General features: G+C 67.6%; 16 protein-coding genes. 4 read left to right on the top strand and 12 right to left on the bottom strand.

The window, feature by feature from the left end; all coding sequences use genetic code 11:
- Positions 1-12: 12 nt before the first annotated feature.
- The 8 genes from AC3DEZ_RS10650 to aspS all read right to left on the bottom strand — a co-directional run bounded on the left by AC3DEZ_RS10650 (position 13) and on the right by aspS (position 7619).
- Entirely contained in the window at positions 13-1950 is a 1938-nt protein-coding gene (locus AC3DEZ_RS10650; RefSeq protein WP_447103237.1) for a potassium transporter Kup, read from the bottom strand.
- Positions 1951-1999: 49 nt separating this feature from the next.
- The gene (gene ruvA / locus AC3DEZ_RS10645; protein WP_488388181.1) at positions 2000-2581 is read right to left on the bottom strand and encodes a Holliday junction branch migration protein RuvA; all 582 of its coding nucleotides are present in this window, start codon (positions 2579-2581) and stop codon (positions 2000-2002) included.
- A gap of 106 nt (positions 2582-2687) precedes the next feature.
- On the bottom strand, positions 2688-3209 hold the full coding sequence (ruvC, locus tag AC3DEZ_RS10640; RefSeq protein ID WP_249888633.1) for a crossover junction endodeoxyribonuclease RuvC: 522 nt from the start codon (positions 3207-3209) through the stop codon (positions 2688-2690).
- A 132-nt stretch (positions 3210-3341) separates the two neighbouring features.
- Positions 3342-4073, bottom strand: coding sequence for a YebC/PmpR family DNA-binding transcriptional regulator (locus AC3DEZ_RS10635; protein ID WP_488388180.1), 732 nt, complete (start codon positions 4071-4073; stop codon positions 3342-3344).
- A 38-nt stretch (positions 4074-4111) separates the two neighbouring features.
- Positions 4112-4834, bottom strand: a complete 723-nt coding sequence (locus tag AC3DEZ_RS10630) for an esterase/lipase family protein (RefSeq protein WP_488388179.1) — start codon at positions 4832-4834, stop codon at positions 4112-4114.
- An 18-nt stretch (positions 4835-4852) separates the two neighbouring features.
- Positions 4853-5410, bottom strand: a complete 558-nt coding sequence (locus AC3DEZ_RS10625; RefSeq protein WP_488388295.1) for a GNAT family N-acetyltransferase — start codon at positions 5408-5410, stop codon at positions 4853-4855.
- A gap of 2 nt (positions 5411-5412) precedes the next feature.
- Positions 5413-5694 (bottom strand): DNA primase, encoded by a 282-nt coding sequence (locus AC3DEZ_RS10620; protein ID WP_488388178.1) that lies wholly within the window; start codon positions 5692-5694, stop codon positions 5413-5415.
- A gap of 149 nt (positions 5695-5843) precedes the next feature.
- The gene (gene aspS, locus AC3DEZ_RS10615) at positions 5844-7619 is read right to left on the bottom strand and encodes an aspartate--tRNA ligase (RefSeq protein ID WP_488388177.1); all 1776 of its coding nucleotides are present in this window, start codon (positions 7617-7619) and stop codon (positions 5844-5846) included.
- Positions 7620-7760: 141 nt separating this feature from the next.
- Between aspS and AC3DEZ_RS10610 the strand changes: the two genes are divergently transcribed.
- Positions 7761-8702 carry a DUF3011 domain-containing protein gene (locus AC3DEZ_RS10610; RefSeq protein ID WP_488388176.1) on the top strand — a complete coding sequence of 314 codons (942 nt, stop codon included), beginning with the start codon at positions 7761-7763 and terminating at the stop codon, positions 8700-8702.
- Positions 8703-8754: 52 nt separating this feature from the next.
- Here AC3DEZ_RS10610 and AC3DEZ_RS10605 read toward each other — a convergent pair whose 3' ends face one another.
- Both AC3DEZ_RS10605 and bla read right to left on the bottom strand, forming a co-directional pair.
- The gene (locus AC3DEZ_RS10605) at positions 8755-9054 is read right to left on the bottom strand and encodes an FmdB family zinc ribbon protein (RefSeq protein WP_488388175.1); all 300 of its coding nucleotides are present in this window, start codon (positions 9052-9054) and stop codon (positions 8755-8757) included.
- Positions 9055-9138: 84 nt separating this feature from the next.
- Positions 9139-10035 (bottom strand): class A beta-lactamase, encoded by an 897-nt coding sequence (gene bla, locus AC3DEZ_RS10600; protein ID WP_488388174.1) that lies wholly within the window; start codon positions 10033-10035, stop codon positions 9139-9141.
- A 100-nt stretch (positions 10036-10135) separates the two neighbouring features.
- Between bla and AC3DEZ_RS10595 the strand changes: the two genes are divergently transcribed.
- Positions 10136-11008, top strand: coding sequence for a LysR substrate-binding domain-containing protein (locus AC3DEZ_RS10595; RefSeq protein ID WP_488388173.1), 873 nt, complete (start codon positions 10136-10138; stop codon positions 11006-11008).
- Positions 11009-11037: 29 nt separating this feature from the next.
- Here the strand turns inward: AC3DEZ_RS10595 and abc-f are convergent, their stop codons facing one another.
- A complete protein-coding gene (gene abc-f, locus AC3DEZ_RS10590; RefSeq protein WP_488388172.1) occupies positions 11038-12912 on the bottom strand; it encodes a ribosomal protection-like ABC-F family protein in 1875 nt (624 codons plus the stop codon).
- 289 nt (positions 12913-13201) lie between these two features.
- Here abc-f and AC3DEZ_RS10585 point away from each other — a divergent pair, with 289 nt between their 5' ends.
- Entirely contained in the window at positions 13202-15583 is a 2382-nt protein-coding gene (locus AC3DEZ_RS10585; RefSeq protein WP_488388171.1) for a TonB-dependent receptor plug domain-containing protein, read from the top strand.
- Positions 15584-15681: 98 nt separating this feature from the next.
- Here the strand turns inward: AC3DEZ_RS10585 and AC3DEZ_RS10580 are convergent, their stop codons facing one another.
- Positions 15682-16101 (bottom strand): DUF4087 domain-containing protein, encoded by a 420-nt coding sequence (locus AC3DEZ_RS10580; RefSeq protein WP_488388170.1) that lies wholly within the window; start codon positions 16099-16101, stop codon positions 15682-15684.
- A 122-nt stretch (positions 16102-16223) separates the two neighbouring features.
- Here AC3DEZ_RS10580 and ybaL point away from each other — a divergent pair, with 122 nt between their 5' ends.
- On the top strand, positions 16224-17912 hold the full coding sequence (ybaL, locus tag AC3DEZ_RS10575; RefSeq protein ID WP_488388169.1) for a YbaL family putative K(+) efflux transporter: 1689 nt from the start codon (positions 16224-16226) through the stop codon (positions 17910-17912).
- The last annotated feature ends 16 nt before the right edge of the window (positions 17913-17928 follow it).

Raw genomic sequence — 17928 nt, 5'->3', positions numbered from 1 at the left:
CCCGGGCGTGGCTCAGATCTCGACCTGCGCGCCCAGCTCGACCAGGCGATTGCCGGGAATGCGGAAGAAGCCGGTCGCGGGCGCCGCGTTGCGATGCATGACCGCGAACAATTTGTCGCGCCAGACCGGCATGCCCCGATGGGCGGTGGCGACGATGCTTTCGCGACTGGCGAAATAGGTCGTCTCCATCGGATCGAAATAGATGCCGCCGCGATCGCAGGAACGCATCAGCGCCTGTGGCACGTCCGGTGTCTCCATGAAGCCGAACTTGACGATGACCCGGTAGAACTCGTCGCCGATGGAGTCGATCTTCAGGCGTTTCTCCATCGGTGCGAATGGCACCGGCAGGGTTTCCACGGTCAGGAACACGTTGCGTTCGTGCAGCACCTTGTTGTGCTTGAGGTTGTGCAGCAGCGCGTGCGGCACCATGCCGGTCTGCGCGGTCAGGAACACCGCCGTACCCGGCACCCGCACCGGCGGCGCCAGCATCAGGCCGGGCAGGAAAGTGTCCAGCTGGATGCCTTCCTTGCGGATCTCGGCGCTGAGCAGTTCACGGCCGCGGCGCCAGGTGCGCAGCAGGGTGAACACGAGGATGCCCAGCACCACCGGGAACCATGCGCCCTGGAAGAACTTGGCGCCGTTGGCGAACACGAAGCCGACGTCGACCACGAAGAACACCACGCACAACGCGATGACCACGCCGCTGCCCTTCGGCCACAACGCACGCGCCACCAGCGCCAGCAGCAACGTGTCGATCAGCATGGTCGCGGACACCGAGATGCCGTAGGCCGCTGCAAGGCGGGTCGAATCCTGGAACATCAGCACCACGGTCAGCACCGCCACCATCAGGATCCAGTTGATGCCCGGGATGTAGATCTGGCCGATGGTGTCGTGCGAGGTGTGCTTGATCTGCATGCGCGGGATGTAGCCCAGCTGCATGGCCTGGCGCGCCACCGAGAAGGCGCCGGTGATGACGGCCTGCGACGCGATCACCGCCGCCAGGGTGGCCATCACGATCATCGGATACAGCGCCCAGCGCGGCACGGACTCGTAGAAGGGGTTCACCACCGCGGCCGGATGATCCAGCACGAACGCGCCCTGCCCCAGGTAGTTCAGGAACAGGCACGGCAACACCAGGATGTACCAGGCATAGCGGATCGGCTTGATGCCGAAATGGCCCATGTCCGCGTACAGCGCCTCGCCGCCGGTCACCGCCAGCACGACCACGCCCAGGATCAGGACCGACTGCCAGCCATGCTGGATGAAGAAGCGGGCACCCCACAGCGGGTTCAGCGCCTTGAGCACTTCCGGCGCGTCGATGATGTTGCCGATGCCGATCGCCGCCAGCGACAGGAACCACACGACCATGATGGGCCCGAACACGCGGCCGACCTTCTGGGTACCGAACCGCTGGGCCATGAACACCGCCAGCAGGATCACGATGGTGATCGGCACGATGAAGCGATCCAGCGCCGGGGCGGCGACCTCCAGGCCTTCCACCGCGCCCAGCACGGAGATGGCCGGGGTGATCACGCCGTCGCCGAAGAACAGCGAGGCGCCGAAGATGCCGAGGATGCCGACCACGTAGGCGGTGCGCGAGCCCTTCTTGAGGGTGCGCTGGGTCAGCGCCATCAGCGCCATGATGCCGCCTTCACCTTCGTTGTCGGCGCGCATGATGATGGAGACGTACTTCACCGTCACCACGATCATCATGGCCCAGAACACCAGCGACAGGATGCCCAGCACGGTGTCGTGGTTGGCCTGCAGGTGGAAGTGTTCCGAGAAGGCTTCCTTCAGCGTGTACAGCGGGCTGGTGCCGATGTCGCCGAACACCACGCCGGCCGCGGCGATGACCAGGCCAGGCAGGCCCTGTTGCGTGCCATGCGGATGGCCGTGGCCGTGGCCGCCGGAGGACGAAGCGGCCGAAGGAGAGGAAGCGGATGCGGACATGGCGGGGTAGAGGCTAGCGCGCGGGAAGTGAGGAAAGGCTCTAGACAGTTCAGCGCAGGGCCGACTGCAATGCCTTGCGGATGATGGTGGCCGCGTCGTCGCCGTTGCCGGCGGCGTCGCGGGCCATGCGCGCGGCCTCGGCCGGCTTGTAGCCGAGCTGCTGCAGCGCGATGGTGGCTTCGGATTGCGGATCCACCGGCAGGCTGGCGCTCATGCCGCCGCCGCCCAGATCCGCCGCGCGATCGCGCAGCTCCACCACGATGCGCTCGGCGGTCTTCTTGCCGATGCCGGGAATGCGGGTCAGCGCGGTCACGTCGCTGGCCTGGACCATCCGCGCGAACTCGTCGACGCTGACGCCGGACAGCACCGCCAGCGCGATCTTGGCGCCGATGCCGCTGACCTTCTGCACATCGCGGAACAGGCGGCGCTCGCCCTCGCGCAGGAATCCGTACAGCGAGACGCTGTCTTCCTTCTGCGCATAGTGGGTGAACAGGGTGACCTCGCGGCCGATGTCGGGCAGATCGTAGAAGGTGCTCATCGGCGCCTCCAGTTCGTAACCCACCCCGCCCACGTCGATGATCAGCCACGGGGGCTGCTTGTGCGAAAGAATGCCGCGCAGTCGTCCGATCATGCTGCCCTCCGGGCACGGGAATAGGGAATCGGGAATGGAGAATCGGAAGAGCGCCTCGACGGCCTCCATCCATTCCCCATTCCCCATTCTCGATTCCCATGGAGAATCACTTGCGACTCCATGCCTGGCGGGCATTGACGCCCAGGCGGTTGGCGGTGGCGCGCACGTGCGCATGGGTGATGGCCACCGCCAATGCATCGGCGGCGTCGGCCTGCAGCTTGCCGTGCAGGCCCAGCATGATGCCGACCATGTGCTGGATCTGGTGTTTCTCGGCGCTGCCCTTGCCGACCACGGCCAGCTTCACTTCCTTGGCGGCGTATTCGTGCACCGGCAGATCGCGCAGGACCACCGCGCAGATCGCCGCGCCGCGCGCCTGGCCCAGCTTCAGCGCGGAATCCGGGTTGCGGGCCATGAACACCTTCTCGATGGCGACTTCATCGGGGCGCCAGATCTCGATGATTTCGGCCAGCCCGGTCAGCAGGCATTTGAGCCGCTGCGGGAAATCCTCCGCGCCCAGCAGCACCAGCGGCGCATGATGCACATGCGTGGTCCGCCCGGCGCCATCCACATCGATGATGCCGACGCCCGTGCGCTGCGAACCCGGATCGATGCCTAGGATGCGGGTCATTCTGGGCGGGAATCGGCAATCGGGAATCGGGAATCGAAAGAGCGGCTCCCTACGGCGGAACCTTGCTCGCCCGGAATCGGAAAGAGGACTGGCTGACGATTCTCCATTCCCGATTCCCGATTCCCGTCGCTGTTACGCATACGCATCCGCGCCGAGTTCGGCGTTGGAATAGACGTTCTGCACGTCGTCCAGATCCTCGAGCATGTCCAGCAGCTTGACGACCTGCTTGGCGGTGTCGCCCTGCACGGCGATGTCGTTGTCGGCGCGGAAGGTCACTTCGGCCTGGTCAGCCGCCAGGCCGGCGGCATCCATCGCATCCTTCACCGCCTGGAAGGCGTCGGGTGCGGTGATGACGTCGATGGAACCATCGTCGGCATACACCACCACGTCGTCCGCGCCAGATTCAATGGCGGCCTCGGTGATCTTCTCCTCGTCCGCACCGGGCGCGTAGCTGAGCACGCCCAGTCGCTTGAACATGAAGGCCACCGAGCCTTCCGTGCCCATGTTGCCGCCGCATTTGCTGAACGCGTGGCGGACATCGGCCACGGTGCGCACGCGGTTGTCGGTCAGGCAGTCGACGATCACCGCCACGCCGCCGGGCGCGTAGCCTTCGTAGCGCACTTCCTCGTAGACCACGCCTTCCAGCTCGCCGGTGGCTTTCTTGACGGCGCGCTCGATCACGTCTTTGGACATGTTGGCCACCAGGCCCTTGTCCATCGCCACCCGCAAGCGCGGATTGTTGTTGGGATCGCCCCCGCCCGCCCTCGCGGCCACGCCGATTTCACGGATGATCTTGGTGAAGATCTTGCCGCGCTTGGCGTCGCTGGCGTTCTTGCGGGCTTCGATCGAGGGTCCTCTACCCATGGGTCTTCCGGAACAAGGCTGCTGGCGGGGCCGCGATTCTACTCCATCGCGCCGGCCCGGCCGTTACCCGCCGGGGTTTCACGATTCACGCCGGGACCGGCCGTCGCCCCGGTTTCACGCGCTTCCGGATGGGCGAAGCGGCCATGGCGCAGGAAGCAGGCCGCCTGATGGGCGGCCTCGGCGGAAAACACCAGGCCGGTATGACTGGCGGCGACGATGCAATGATCACTCAGGCCGGGCAGCCGGGTTTCCTCCACCGACACCGTGCCGTCGGAATCTCCCTCGAACCGGGCCAGCAGGCGGCCGAATCCGCGCGCGACATTGCCGGCGACCATGCCCACCTGCGCCGTTCCCTCCCAGGTCCGGCAACCGGACAGCAGCAACGGGCCGCTGCGCCCCAGTGCGTGGGAACTCCAGGCATGCCGGGCCAGATTGCGTGCGGTCAGGCTGCCGCGCAGCGGCGAACCCAGGCAGACCACCCGCGCGACCGGCAGCTCCGGCGCGCGCCGCAGGGTTTCCAGGGCGACGATGCCGCCCAGGCTGTGGCCGACCAGGGCGGTGGGACCGTCATTGGCATGCAAATGGTCGATCAGGCGCGGGATGGCGTTCTCGGGCCCTCCGAACACGCTGTCATAGCCGAAGACCTCGGCATCGAATCCCTCCGCGCGCAGTCGCCAGGCCAGCGGCGCGACCCAGGAGCGGGCGTTCCAGATGCCATGGAGGATGAGGACGCGGGGACGGGGTGCGGAGGAAGGCGCCATGATCCCAGTCTGGCCGAATCAGGCGTGGCAATCCAATCGATCGGATGGGCGTGCCTGCGGCTCGGCGCGGGCGATCCGTCGCAGGATGAACTCGTGGTCGCGCACGCGGCCGACCGGGAATTCGTAGTCACCCACCTTCTCGAAACCGTAGCGGGCATAGAAACGCTGGGCGCCGAAATTCCGCGACCACACGCCGATCCACAGCGTGCGCGGCCCGTCGCGTTCCAGCCAGGCCAGCGCGGTGTCGCACAGGCGCGCGCCCCAGCCGCCGTTCTGGTGCGTTTTCAGCACGTACAGGCGCTTGAGTTCGCCATCACCGGCGGCCACGTCCGCATGCGGCAGGCCACACGGGCCCGCCGCGGCGTGGCCGACCGCCACGCCATCGGCTTCCAGCAGCCATACCGCGTAGTCGGGGTGGGCCAGGATGATGCGCTGCTTGTCCACCGCATAGGCGTCTGCCAGGAAGGCCTGCAGATCTTCCGGCGGATACAGGTGGCCGAAGGTCTCGACGAACGTGCGCGCCGCCAGCGCCGACAGGGTTCCGGCGTCTTCCGGGGTGGCGCGGCGGATCTCCACGGTCACTCTTCCTCGTCGTCCTCGTCCGACTCGTCTTCCTCTTCGGCGTCCTCGTCGTCCTCGCCTTCTTCCTCGTCTTCGTACTCGTAATCGTCTTCGCCGAAGTCCTCGCCATCCCAGCGACCCTCGCCGTCCGGCACGAAGGTCAGCGCCATCGCGGCGGGCGAGGTGCCGATGCGCACCACCCAGCCACCGAACACGCGGGCGCGCTCGGTCACCAGACCGGCGTCGGTCCCTTCATTGCCCAGCTTTTCCCACTGCAGCGAAAACGCGAACTCGGTCATGCCATTGCTCCGGAAGAAAGAAAGTCCCCTCATGGGGAATCAGGTGGCGAACGCCGCCCGACGGATGGGAGAAGCATCCTCCGGGGCACGCCGCTTGAAGGCCGCCCGGAGGAGGACGCGGCCCCGCCAAGGCGGAGCCGCGCGTTGTTTCATTGCGCCTTCGGCGCGACCGGCCGCACCTGGACGTGCAGCTCGGCCAACTGCGCGTCGGGAATCGGCGAGGGTGCGCCGGTCATCAGGCACTGCGCGGTTGTGGTCTTGGGGAACGGGATCACGTCGCGGATCGATTCGGTGCCCGCCATCAGCGCGGCGATGCGATCGATGCCGAAAGCGATGCCGCCATGCGGCGGCGCGCCGAACTTGAGCGCGTCCAGCAGGAAGCCGAATTTGGCCTCCGCCTCTTCCGCATCGATGCCCAGCAGCTCGAACACCGCGCTCTGCATGTCCGGGCGATGGATGCGGATCGAACCGCCGCCGATCTCGTTGCCGTTGAGCACCATGTCGTAGCCGCGCGACACCGCGGTCTTCGCATTCGCGCGCAGATCGGCGATGTCGTCCACCGCGGGCGCGGTGAAGGGATGGTGCAGGGCGACGTAGCGCTGCGCTTCCTCGTCCCATTCGAACATCGGGAAGTCGGTGACCCACAGCGGACGCCAGCCGTCGGCAACACGACCGAATTCCTTGCCGGCCTTCAGGCGCAGGGCGCCCATGAAATCGGAAACCTTGTTGTAGCCGCCGGCGCCGAAGAACACGATGTCGCCGTTGCCCGCGCCCACATGCGCCAGCAGCGCGGCGAACGCGTCCTCGCCGAAGAACTTCTGGATCGGCGAACTGATTTCGCCGTTGTCGGCGATCTTGATGTAGGCCAGGCCCTTGGCGCCGTACTTGGCGGCATGCGCGGCGTACTCGTCGATCTGCTTGCGCGACAGGCTGGCGCCGCCCGGGATGCGCAGTGCGGCGACGCGGCCGTCGGCATCGTTGGCGGCGGCGGTGAACACGGCGAATTCGCTGTCCTTGACCAGCGCGGCGACGTCGACCAGTTCCAGATCGATGCGCAGGTCCGGCTTGTCCGAACCGTAGCGGCGCATCGCCTCGGCCCAGGTCATGCGCGGGAAGGGATCGGCCAGGTCGGCGGACATCACTTCCTTGAAGATGTCGCGGATCATGCCTTCCACGGTGTCCTGCACGTCGCGCTCGCGCACGAAGGCGAACTCCATGTCCAGCTGGGTGAACTCCAGCTGGCGATCGGCGCGCAGCGCCTCGTCGCGGAAGCAGCGCGCGATCTGGTAATAGCGATCGAAGCCGGCGACCATCAGGATCTGCTTGAACAGCTGCGGCGACTGCGGCAGCGCGTAGAACTCGCCCGGATGCAGGCGCGCGGGCACCAGGAAGTCGCGCGCGCCCTCCGGGGTGGCCTTGGTCAGGATCGGCGTCTCGATGTCCTGGAAACCGCGCGCGTCCAACCAGCGGCGCAGGGCCTGCACCAGCTTGATGCGGGTGCGCTGCATGCGCTGCATCTCCGGGCGGCGCAGATCCAGGTAGCGGTACTTGAGGCGGATGTCCTCGCCGGCGTTCTCGTGCGCGTGGAATGGCAACGGTTGCGCCTTGTTGAGCACGCTGATGCGGGTGGCGACGATTTCCACCTTGCCGGTGGGAATCTTCTCGTTGACGCTGTGGCGCGCGCGCACCACGCCTTCGACCTGCAGCACGTCCTCGTAGCCCAGATCCACGGCCACCGCGAATGCGTCGGCGGCATTCCGATCGCCAGCCGCTGGCTCCACCGTCACCTGCACGATGCCTTCGTGGTCGCGCAGATCGATGAAGCACACGCCGCCGAGGTTGCGGGCAACGTCGGTCCAGCCGCACAGGGTGACGGTCTGGCCGATCATGGCCTCGTTGATGAGGCCGCAGTAATGGGTACGCATGGGGGCTCCGCGAGTTGCATCCGGCGAGGGCCGGAAAGCCGCATAGTCTAACCCGGCCCGGCTGTCCCCGACCCCGGAAATGGACCTTGCGCGGCCCTCCCGGGAGAGGATTAAGCTGGCCGCTCCCGACGGGAGACCACCATGAACAAGGCTGTGATGAAGTCGCTGTGCGCACTCTTCCTGGCCTTGCTGGCCAGTCATGCTCCGGCCCAGGTCCAGACCCGGGCCTACGCGCCGGAAAACCTGCGGACCCTGACCGTGGCCGAGCAGACCCGGGTGATCAGCCTGGAGTATGGCGAGCAGTCGCGCGGACGCCGGATTCCGGACGACCAGCTGCGCTTCTACCTGGATCAGGTGCGGCTGTCCGGCTGGCCATTCAGCCGCATCAAGCAGGACATCACCCGTTCGCTGGGCGGCGGCAACGGCAGCTGGAATCCCGGTCCGGCGCCCGGCCGCACGATCCGGTGCGAGAGCCAGGATCAACGGGAACGCAGTTGCCAGACCGGCTTCGCCAACCGCGCCCGGCTGTCCCGCCAGCTGTCCAGCGGCGCCTGCGTCGAGGGCCAGTCCTGGCAGCAGCAACCCGGGGTGATCCGGGTCCGCAACGGCTGCCGGGGCGAGTTCATGGAGACCACGCAAGGCTGGGGCAACGGCGGCGGCGATGCCGGCTATACCGTGACCTGCTCCAGCGAGGATGCCCGCTACCGCACGTGCGCCTGGGACGACCGCCGGGGTCGCCCGATGGTGGTGCAGAACCTGTCCAAGGCACAGTGCCGCGAAGGCAGCAACTGGGGCCATCAACGCAACACCATCTGGGTGAACAACGGCTGCCGCGCGCGCTTCGGCGTGGCCGGCGGTGGCTGGGGCGGCGGCAATCCCGGCTATGGCGTGCAATGCGCCAGCAAGCCGGGGGACCCGCGGCTCACCCGGTGCCATTGGGACGGCCGTCAGGGACGGCCACGGCTGCAGCAGGAGTATTCGCAACGGGTCTGCGGGGCGGAAGGTCGCGGCTGGGGCTACGACGCCAATCGCCAGGAGATCTGGGTGCGCGGCGGCTGCAACGCGCGCTTCGGCGCGCGTTAGGGAGATCCGCTCAAGGGTGGCGCCGGGAGGAAATTCCCGTCGCCGGTTCCGCTCAGCCGGTGGACGGCGTGCTCGCCGGCTTGGATTCGGGCTTGGCCGGCGCCGCGCTGTCGCCGGAGGACGGGGCGGCCGCGCCGCCGCCCTCGGCCAGGTTGCGTTTCTTGTCGCCGTCCTTCTTGAAGTCCGTCTCGTACCAGCCCCCACCCGCCAGGCGGAAGGAAGGCGCGGTCAACTGACGCTTGACCGCCGGCCGGCCGCAGGACGGGCAGGCATCGGGATCCGGGTCTGACAATTTCTGCAGGCGGTCGAAGGAATGGCCGCACTCGGCGCACTCGAAGGCATAGATCGGCATGGCGAAAAAACGCGAGGAAGGAAACGCAGGCCCCTATTCTGGGGCCTGGCGCCGGGGATTCAACGGTCGGCCGACCGCCGCGCCTCAGGCAATGAACCGCGCCGCGGCCGCCCCGACCCGCCGCAGCACGTCGTCGCGGGCATCGGCGTCGACCTTCGCGCCCTGCAGATAGCTGGTCAGCAGCCAGGGCGCCCGGCCGCGGTCGGGCCAGACGATGGCGATGTCGTTGGTGGTGTCCTCGCCATTGCTGCCGGTCTTGTCGCCGACCTTCCAGCCCGCCGGCAACCCGGCGCGCAGGCGGCGGTCGCCGGTGCGGTTGCCGATCAGCCACTCGGCCAGCCGATGGCGGGAATCCGCGCCGAGCGCTTTGCCGAAGACCAGCCGGCGCAGGCTGCCGGCCATCGCCGCCGGCGAGGTCGTATCGCGCGGGTCATCGGGACTGAAACGGTTGACCTCGGGTTCGTTGCGGTCGTTGCGGGTGACCGCATCGCCGCTGGCGCGCAGGAACGCGGTCACCCCGGCCGGACCGCCCACGTGCGGCAGCAGCAGGTTCGCGGCCGGGTTGTCGCTCCAGATCATGGTCGCCTGGCACAGCTCTCCCACGCTCAGATGCCCGCCCACATGCTTCTCCGTCACCGGCGCATGCGCGAGCATGTCCTCGCGCCGGATTGCGATGCGCTGGTCCAGCTTCAGTTCGCCCCGCTCGACCCGCGCCAGCACCGCGGCGGCCAGCGGGAACTTGAACGTGCTGCACATCGGGAAACGCTCGTCCACGCGGCGTCCCCACTGCCGCCCGCTGGCGCCGTCCAGCAGACAGACCCCGAGGCGTCCGCCGCTGGCGCGTTCCAGCGTCGCCAGGGCTTCGGCGAAACCGGCGTCTTCCGGCGTGCCAGTGGTGTCCTCGCCGGCCAGCAGGCGCGCGGCGGGCAGGGTGGCAAGCGTGGCGGCGGTCACAAGCAGGAACTGGCGGCGGGCGATCATCGGGAGGCTTCCTGTGAGAAAACCTGATTGTTTCCGCATTGACCGGGTGCCACCAGCGAGGTTATTCAATGCCATCGATTAGCCAGGCTCATGGCAGCTCATGCTCAGACCCCAATTACCGCTCAATGCGCTGCGTGCCTTCGAAGCGGCCGCCCGCCACCAGAATCTGACCCGTGCGGCCGACGAACTGTGCGTCAGCCAGGCCGCCCTGAGCCACCAGATCAAGGCACTGGAGGAACGGCTGGGCACGGTCCTGTTCCAGCGCCTGCCGCGCGGCGTGGCGCTGACCGACGAGGGCGCGGCGCTGCTGCCGGTGCTGACCGAAGCCTTCGATCGCATCGGCCTGAGCCTGGACCGGCTGGCTGGCGGCAATGCCCGCGAAGTGCTGACCGTCGGCGTGGTCGGCACCTTCGCCATTGGCTGGCTGCTGCCGCGCCTGCCGGCGTTCGCGGCGGCGCATCCGGACATCGAACTACGCGTCTCCACCCACAACAACCGCGCCGATCTGGCCGGCGAAGGGCTGGACATGGCGATCCGCTTCGGCGACGGCGACTGGCCGGGCGAAGCCTGCACGGCCCTGTGGCCGACGCCGTTCGCGCCGGTGTGCGCCCCCGCGCTGGCCGAGCTCCTGCGCCAGCCGCGCGATCTCGCCCACGTGCCCCTGCTGCGTTCGTTCCGCGCCGACGAATGGCCGCGCTGGCTGGCGGCCGCCGGCCTCACCGGCCTGCAGGCGCGCGGGCCGCAGTTCGACTCCTCGCTGACCCTGGCCAGCGCGGTCTCGCGGGGCGCGGGCGTGGCGCTGCTGCCGCTGGCGATGTTCGACCACGAACTGGCGGCCGGACGGCTGCTGCAGCCTTTTGCGCAGACGCTGGATCTGGGTCGCTACTGGCTCACCCGCCTGCGCTCACGACAGGAATCCGAAGCGGCCGCGCGGTTGCGCGGCTGGCTGGAGGCGGAGGGAAACGCGCACTGACGGGGATGCGTGGATCCCCGCCCGTTCACTCAACCCGCCTCGTACAGCGCCGACCAGGCCTGCTCGGCCTGTTCCAGTTCCTGTTGCAGGCGCGTGCGCTGCTGGCCCAGTTCCGCCGCCCGCGCGGCATCGGCATAGCTGCGCGGATCCGCCATTTCGGCATCCACCGCCGCCAGTTGTTCCTCCAGCCCGGTCATGCGCGCCTCGGCTTCCGCCAGCTTGTGCGGATTCGGCGGCTTGCGCGCCGGCGCCGGCTTGGGCGGCGGCGTGGGCGCGGCTTCGGCCATGCGTATCTTGGTGCCCTGCGCGGCCGGACGGGTGCGCAGCCAGGCGGCGTATTCGTCCAGGTCACCCGCGAACGGTTCCACCTTGCCGTCGGCCACCCGCCAGAAGGTGTCGCAGACCAGGCCGATCAGATGACGATCATGCGAGACCATGACGATGGCGCCGTCGAAATCGCTGAGCGCCTCGGCCAGCGCCTCGCGCATTTCCAGATCCAGGTGGTTGGTCGGTTCGTCGAGCAGCAGCACGTTGGGTTGCTGCCAGGCGATCAGCGCCAACGCCAGGCGCGCGCGCTCGCCGCCGGAGAAACCATCCACCGATTCGAACGCGCGGTCGCCGGGGAAATTCCATTTGCCGAGGAAATCGCGGAACGACTGGGTCGACGCATCCGGCGAGAGCTCGCGGAAGTGGTCGATCGGCGACTGGCCTTCATGCAGTGACTCCACCGTGTGCTGGGCGAAGTAACCGATGCGCAGATCCGGATGTGCGCTGCGCTCGCCATCGACCAGCGGAAGTTCGCCGACCAGCGTCTTCACCAGCGTCGATTTGCCGGCGCCGTTGGGACCGAGCAGGCCGATGCGATCGCCGGCCTCCAGACCGAAACCCACGTCATGCAGGATGACCATGGCTCCCTCCCCCGCCTGCGGGGGAAGGGAATAGCCGGCTTCGCCGTGGTTGATGCGGATAAGCGAATGCGGCAGGCGGTTGGGCTGGGAGAACTCGATGCGGAACTCGCGTTCCATCCGCACCGCCTCGGTGCCGGCCAGCTTCGCCAGCCGCTTCATCCGGCTTTGCGCCTGGCGCGCCTTGCTGGCCTTGGCCTTGAAGCGATCGATGAATGATTGCAGGTGCGCGCGTTCGGCCTGTTCCTTCTCGAACGCGATCTGCTGCTGGCGCAATTGTTCGGCGCGCTGGCGCTCGAAGTCGGTGTAGCCACCGGTGTACAACTTCGCTCCGCCGCCATGCAGGTGCAGGGTGTGGGTGGCGACGTTGTCGAGGAATTCGCGATCGTGCGAGATCAGCAGCAGCGTGCCGGGATACTTCAGCAACCACTGCTCCAGCCAGAGCACCGCGTCGAGATCGAGGTGGTTGGTCGGTTCGTCCAGCAGCAGCAGATCGCTGGGCATCATCAGTGCGCGCGCCAGATTCAGGCGCACGCGCCAGCCGCCGGAGAACGCGGACACCGCGCGCTGGTGGGTATCGGCGGGAAAGCCCAGGCCGTGCAGCAGCTTGCCGGCGCGCGCGGCGGCGTCATAGCCCCCCACTTCTTCCAGGCGGATGTGCGCGGTGGCCACCGCTTCCCAGTCCTCGGCCGCCATCGCGTCGGCTTCGGCCTTCAGCGCGGCCGACACCTCGGTGTCGCCACCCAGCACGAAGTCGATGGCCGGATCCGGCAGCGACGGGGTTTCCTGGGCCACGCTGGCGATGCGCACCTTGCCGGGGAGATCCACGTCGCCCTTGTCGGCTTCCAGCTCACCGCGGATGGCCGCGAACAGGCTGGATTTGCCGGTGCCGTTGCGGCCGACCACGCCCACGCGGTAACCCGCGTGCAGAGCCAGATCGACATTGGACAGGAGCAGGCGCTCACCGCGCCGGAGAGCGAAATTACGCAGGGAAATCACGATGAAAAAGTCCGTTCTCGGAAACCGGGCCGGCGCCGGAACGGCGCCACACAGGTCTCACATTTGTTAATAAATCGTTGACACGCACTTCCGCCACCGGCTATCACGACCTTGGGATCGCGTCGACCGGCATAAGCACATAAGCAGAAGTTCTGCGACGCGATTCTACTCGTTAACGAATAATTGACGTTATGTTGTGGTGCAGCAATGCCTCCGGGCATGCCTCGTCGCCCCGCCGGCACCCGCCGCATCACGGCCGCTGCATCCCGTTCCGAGCACTGGAGTACCCATGATCCGCACGCTTTCTCCGCTGTCCGCCGCCATCGTCCTCGCCCTCGCCTCCGCGCCCGCCTTCGCCCAGAGCGAACAGAAACCGCAGACCCTGGACACCCTCATTGTCACCGGTACGCGCGTCGCCGACCGCACCGCGGCCGAATCCCAGTCCCCCATCGACATCCTCACCCCGGAAGCGCTGCAGGCCACCGGCACCACCGAACTGGCGACCGCCCTGGCGCGCGCCCTGCCCTCGCTGAATTTCCCGCGCCCGGCCATCACCGACGGCACCAGCGGCGTGCGCCCGGCGCAGCTGCGCGGGTTGTCTCCCGACCAGGTGCTGATCCTCGTCAACGGCAAGCGCCGCCACCTGTCCGCGCTGGTCAATGTCAACGGCACCATCGGCCGCGGCTCCTCGGCGGTGGACCTGAATGCCATTCCGGTGTCCTCGATCGCGCGCGTCGAAGTGCTGCGCGACGGCGCCTCGGCGCAATACGGTTCGGACGCCATCGCCGGCGTGGTCAACATCGTGCTCAAGGGCGCGGAAAAAGGCGGCAGCCTGGTGCTCGACGCAGGCCAGTACTCGGCGGGCGATGGCCGCCAGTACCAGTTGGCCGGCGACGCCGGCGTCGGTTTCGGCGACGGGCGCGGCTTCGTGCACGTGGCCGGCCAGGTGACCCGCCAGGACGAGACCGATCGCGCGGGTCCGTATCGCGGCACGTCGCCGAATACCGGCAACAATCCCGACATCGGCGAGGTCGCCTATGTGTATGGCGACCCCAAGGTGGAAGCCGAAGCGGTATCGGCCAACGCCGGTTTCGAGTTCAGCGACAACATCAGCGCCTACGCGACGACGATCCTGAGCAACCGCGACATCACCTCGTTCGCGTTCTACCGCTCGCCGGGCCACAACGCGCTGGTGCCGCAGGTCTATCCGAACGGCTACGTGCCGGAAATCAACCAGGTGTCCAAGGATCGTTCGCTGGTCGCCGGCCTCAAGGGCGGCACCGACAGCGGCTGGACCTGGGACGTCAGCTACAACTACGGCTACAACAAGCTGTTCTTCTACACCCGGAACAGCATCAACTACAGCCTGGGCGCGAACAGCCCGCGCCGCTTCTACGACGGCGCGCTGGAGTACACCCAGAACCTGTTCAATGCCGACTTCACCAAGACCCTGGACTGGGGCCTGGCCTATCCGGCCACGCTGTCGTTCGGCGCCGAGTACCGCAGCGAGAAGTGGAACCAGTCGCCAGGCAACCCGAATTCCTACACCGGCGGCGGCGCGCAGGGCTTCGGCGGCTTCACCCCCGCCAACGCCGTGCACGAGGATCGCCACAGCTATGCCGCCTACGTCGGCCTGGAGGCGGACTTCAGCGACAGGTTCTCCGCCGGCATCGCCGCGCGCTACGAGGACTACTCGGATTTCGGCAGCGAGACCTCCGGCAAGCTGTCGGCCCGCTACGCGTTCACCGACAAGGTCGCGCTGCGCGCCACCGTCGCCAGCGGCTTCCGCGCGCCGGCGCTGGCCCAGCAGTACTACCAGGTGGTGACCTCACAGTACAACGCGAGCGTGGATCGCTTCTTCGAATCCGGCACCTTCCCGGCCACCAGCGCGGTCGCGCAGGCGCTCGGCGCCGAGGCGCTGAAGGCGGAGACGTCGCTGTCCTACAGCCTGGGCCTGGTGCTGCAACCGGTGGAACGCCTGTACGTCACCATCGATGCCTACCAGATCGACATCGACGACCGCATCGTGCTCTCGTCCAACCTGCTGCTGGCCAACAACACCGCCGCGCAGGCGCTGCTCGCGAGCCTGGGCATCAACGGCGTGACCAGTGCGCGTTACTTCAACAATGCCATCGACACCCGCACGCGTGGCGTCGACGTGGTCGGCACCTACTCGATCCCGCTGGCCTCCAGCACGCTGAACCTCACCGCCGGCTACAACCGCAACAAGACCGAGATCACCCGCATCGCGCCGAACCCGCCGGAGCTGACCGCGCTGGGCGAAAACCTGTGGCGCGTGGGCCGCGACGAACAGGGCCGCATCGAGGAAGGCTACCCGCGCGACAAGTTCACCCTCAACGCGGTCTGGAACCTGGCCGCATGGGATTTCGCCCTGGGCACCACCCGCTACGGCGAATTCACCACCCGGGTCAGCGAAACCGGCAATCCGGTCAACGATCAGAAGTACGGCGCGCTCTGGACGGTGGATGCCTCGGCCAACTATCGCCTGGACGGCTGGACCTTCACCCTGGGCGCGGACAACCTGCTGGACGAGTACCCGGACCGCACCATCTTCCCGAACTCCAACAGCGGCCAGTTCCCCTACAGCAGCCAGTCGCCGGCGGGCTTCAACGGCGCCTACGTGTACGGGCGCATCGGCTACAACTGGTGATGCTCCGGCTCCGTCCCCGTACATGAAAAAAGCCCCGCATCGCGGGGCTTTTTCTTGCTCGACGCCGACTTCGCGCGTACTTCCCTGTGCCGGAGATCTCAGGGCCTTTCGGGCTCCCTCAGGTATCTGTCTTCGCGACAGACCTCAAGCGGACGGCTGCTGGCCTGCCTGAGATTGTCCAGCCTGCGGTCACGCGCATCGACGTCGGCGGTGATACACGCACAACCGTACCCATGGTGGCGATTGGTCCTGACCCACTGCGCATCATCGAACCGTGGCCAGTCGCCGTTGGCCTGGTATCCCCCTTGGGCAGCGATTTCCCAGACCCCGTCACGGTCGGTCAGGGTGGCATTGGCCGGCGTCGGGTTCTCGAACCAGCCGCAGCGGCGTTCGGTTCTGGTGGGCGCGGCAATCGCGGATACGGTCAGACATGCAAACAGCCATCCGGTCGTCGGAAGAATCCAGGTTCTGGGTGACACGGTCTTGTTGCGCGAAAAAGGGAGAATCATAGTAACCATCAGGAACCTGCTGAAACGTTCCCCGTGACAGGAACTGAACAGGCCACTCAGTTTTCCGTTTGCCGCAGCGACGCCGCATCGGCGAAACTCGACCTCCTTTCCCCCAGAAAACGCGAGCCTCGATGCACCATGACACCGACCTGATCAACATCGTCGCCATTGGCCTAGCCCTCGCCTTCGTCCTGGGCGCGGTGGCCAATCGCTTGCGGCTGTCTCCGTTGGTCGGGTATCTGGTGGCGGGCATCTGTGTGGGGCCCTTCAGCCCCGGCTTCGTCGGCGATCAGGAACTGGCCAAGCAGCTCGCCGAGATCGGCGTGATGCTGCTGATGTTCGGCGTGGGCCTGCACTTCTCGCTGAAGGACCTCATGGAGGTCAAATGGATCGCCATCCCCGGCGCGCTGGTGCAGATCAGCGCCGCCACGCTGCTGGGCTGGGGCCTGGCCGCGCTGATGGGCTGGCCGACGCTGTACGGCATCATCTTCGGCTTCTCGCTGGCCACCGCCAGTACCGTGGTCCTGCTGCGCGCGATGGAGGAGCGGCGCCTGCTCGACACCTCGCGCGGACGCATCGCGGTGGGCTGGCTGATCGTCGAGGATCTGGCGTGCGTGCTGGCGCTGGTGATGATGCCGGTGATTGGCGGGCTGGCCGGCCAGCAGGGCGAGACCGGCGGGCTGAGCGCGGGCGCGATCATCGCCAGCCTGGGCTGGACACTGCTGAAGCTGGCCCTGTTCGTGACGGTGATGCTGGTGGTCGGCCGGCGGGTGATTCCGTGGATCCTGGAGCGCACCGCCAGCACTGGTTCGCGCGAGCTGTTCACCCTGTCGGTGCTGGCCATCGCGCTGGGCGTGGCGTTCGGTTCGGCGACCCTGTTCGGCGTGTCCTACGCGCTGGGCGCGTTCTTCGCCGGCATGCTGCTCAACGAGTCCGAGCTCAGCCACAAGGCCGCCAACGACTCGCTGCCGCTGCGCGACGCCTTCGCGGTGCTGTTCTTCGTCTCGGTCGGCATGCTGTTCGATCCGAACATCCTGGTCGAGCATCCGTTTGAGGTGCTGGGTACCGCCTTCATCATCCTGTTCGGCAAGTCGGCCGCCGCCTACCTGATCGTGCGCGCGTTCGGCCACCCCAATTCGACCGCGCTGACCATTTCCGCCAGCCTCGCGCAGATCGGCGAATTCGCCTTCATCATCGCCGGCCTCGGCATGGACCTGAAGATCCTGCCGAAGGAAGGCCATGATCTGGTGCTGGCGGGCGCGCTGATCTCGATCATGCTCAACCCGCTGATCTTCGGCCTGCTGGACCGCTGGCAGGCGCGCCAGGACGCCGCCGCGCCCAAGGAAGTCGAGCCGGAACCGCCGCCCGGCCCGTCGCTGGACGTGCAGGACCACGCCATCATCATCGGCTATGGCCGGGTGGGCAGTTCGCTGGCGCATGTGCTGCACGAGCGTGGCGTGCCGCTGATCGTCATCGACGACAACGGCGAGCACGTCGAGCGCGCGCACGCGGCGGGCATTCCCGCGATCCGCGGCAGCGCCGCCGCCGACAAGGTGCTGGCCGAGGCGCATCCGGAAAACGCCAAGATCGCGGTGCTGGCCATTCCGCAACCGCTGGAGGCCGGCGAGGCCATCGCCAAGCTGCGCGCGATCAACCCCGGCCTGACCCTGCTGGCACGCGCCCACAGCGACGCCGAAGTGCGCCATCTGCTGGAGCACGGCGCCGACGGCGCGGTGCTGGCCGAACGCGAACTGGCGTTCTCGCTGGCGGAAATGGTCATGGCCACGCCGCCGTACCGCGCATTGCGCACGACCGGCTGACACCGCCGGCCGGAAC

This window comes from Pseudoxanthomonas sp. 134C1, assembly GCF_057773065.1.
Note: the sequence above shows the minus strand (reverse complement) of the source record. Positions and strands in the feature narration are given on the sequence as shown.

Coding starts and splice junctions, on each gene's coding strand:
- AC3DEZ_RS10650 (WP_447103237.1), bottom strand. CDS start 1,950: ATGTCCGCATCCGCTTCCTCTCCTTCGGCCGCTTCGTCCTCCGGCGGC.
- ruvA (WP_488388181.1), bottom strand. CDS start 2,581: ATGATCGGACGACTGCGCGGCATTCTTTCGCACAAGCAGCCCCCGTGG.
- ruvC (WP_249888633.1), bottom strand. CDS start 3,209: ATGACCCGCATCCTAGGCATCGATCCGGGTTCGCAGCGCACGGGCGTC.
- AC3DEZ_RS10635 (WP_488388180.1), bottom strand. CDS start 4,073: ATGGGTAGAGGACCCTCGATCGAAGCCCGCAAGAACGCCAGCGACGCC.
- AC3DEZ_RS10630 (WP_488388179.1), bottom strand. CDS start 4,834: ATGGCGCCTTCCTCCGCACCCCGTCCCCGCGTCCTCATCCTCCATGGC.
- AC3DEZ_RS10620 (WP_488388178.1), bottom strand. CDS start 5,694: ATGACCGAGTTCGCGTTTTCGCTGCAGTGGGAAAAGCTGGGCAATGAA.
- aspS (WP_488388177.1), bottom strand. CDS start 7,619: ATGCGTACCCATTACTGCGGCCTCATCAACGAGGCCATGATCGGCCAG.
- AC3DEZ_RS10610 (WP_488388176.1), top strand. CDS start 7,761: ATGAACAAGGCTGTGATGAAGTCGCTGTGCGCACTCTTCCTGGCCTTG.
- AC3DEZ_RS10605 (WP_488388175.1), bottom strand. CDS start 9,054: ATGCCGATCTATGCCTTCGAGTGCGCCGAGTGCGGCCATTCCTTCGAC.
- bla (WP_488388174.1), bottom strand. CDS start 10,035: ATGATCGCCCGCCGCCAGTTCCTGCTTGTGACCGCCGCCACGCTTGCC.
- AC3DEZ_RS10595 (WP_488388173.1), top strand. CDS start 10,136: ATGCTCAGACCCCAATTACCGCTCAATGCGCTGCGTGCCTTCGAAGCG.
- AC3DEZ_RS10585 (WP_488388171.1), top strand. CDS start 13,202: ATGATCCGCACGCTTTCTCCGCTGTCCGCCGCCATCGTCCTCGCCCTC.
- AC3DEZ_RS10580 (WP_488388170.1), bottom strand. CDS start 16,101: ATGGTTACTATGATTCTCCCTTTTTCGCGCAACAAGACCGTGTCACCC.
- ybaL (WP_488388169.1), top strand. CDS start 16,224: ATGCACCATGACACCGACCTGATCAACATCGTCGCCATTGGCCTAGCC.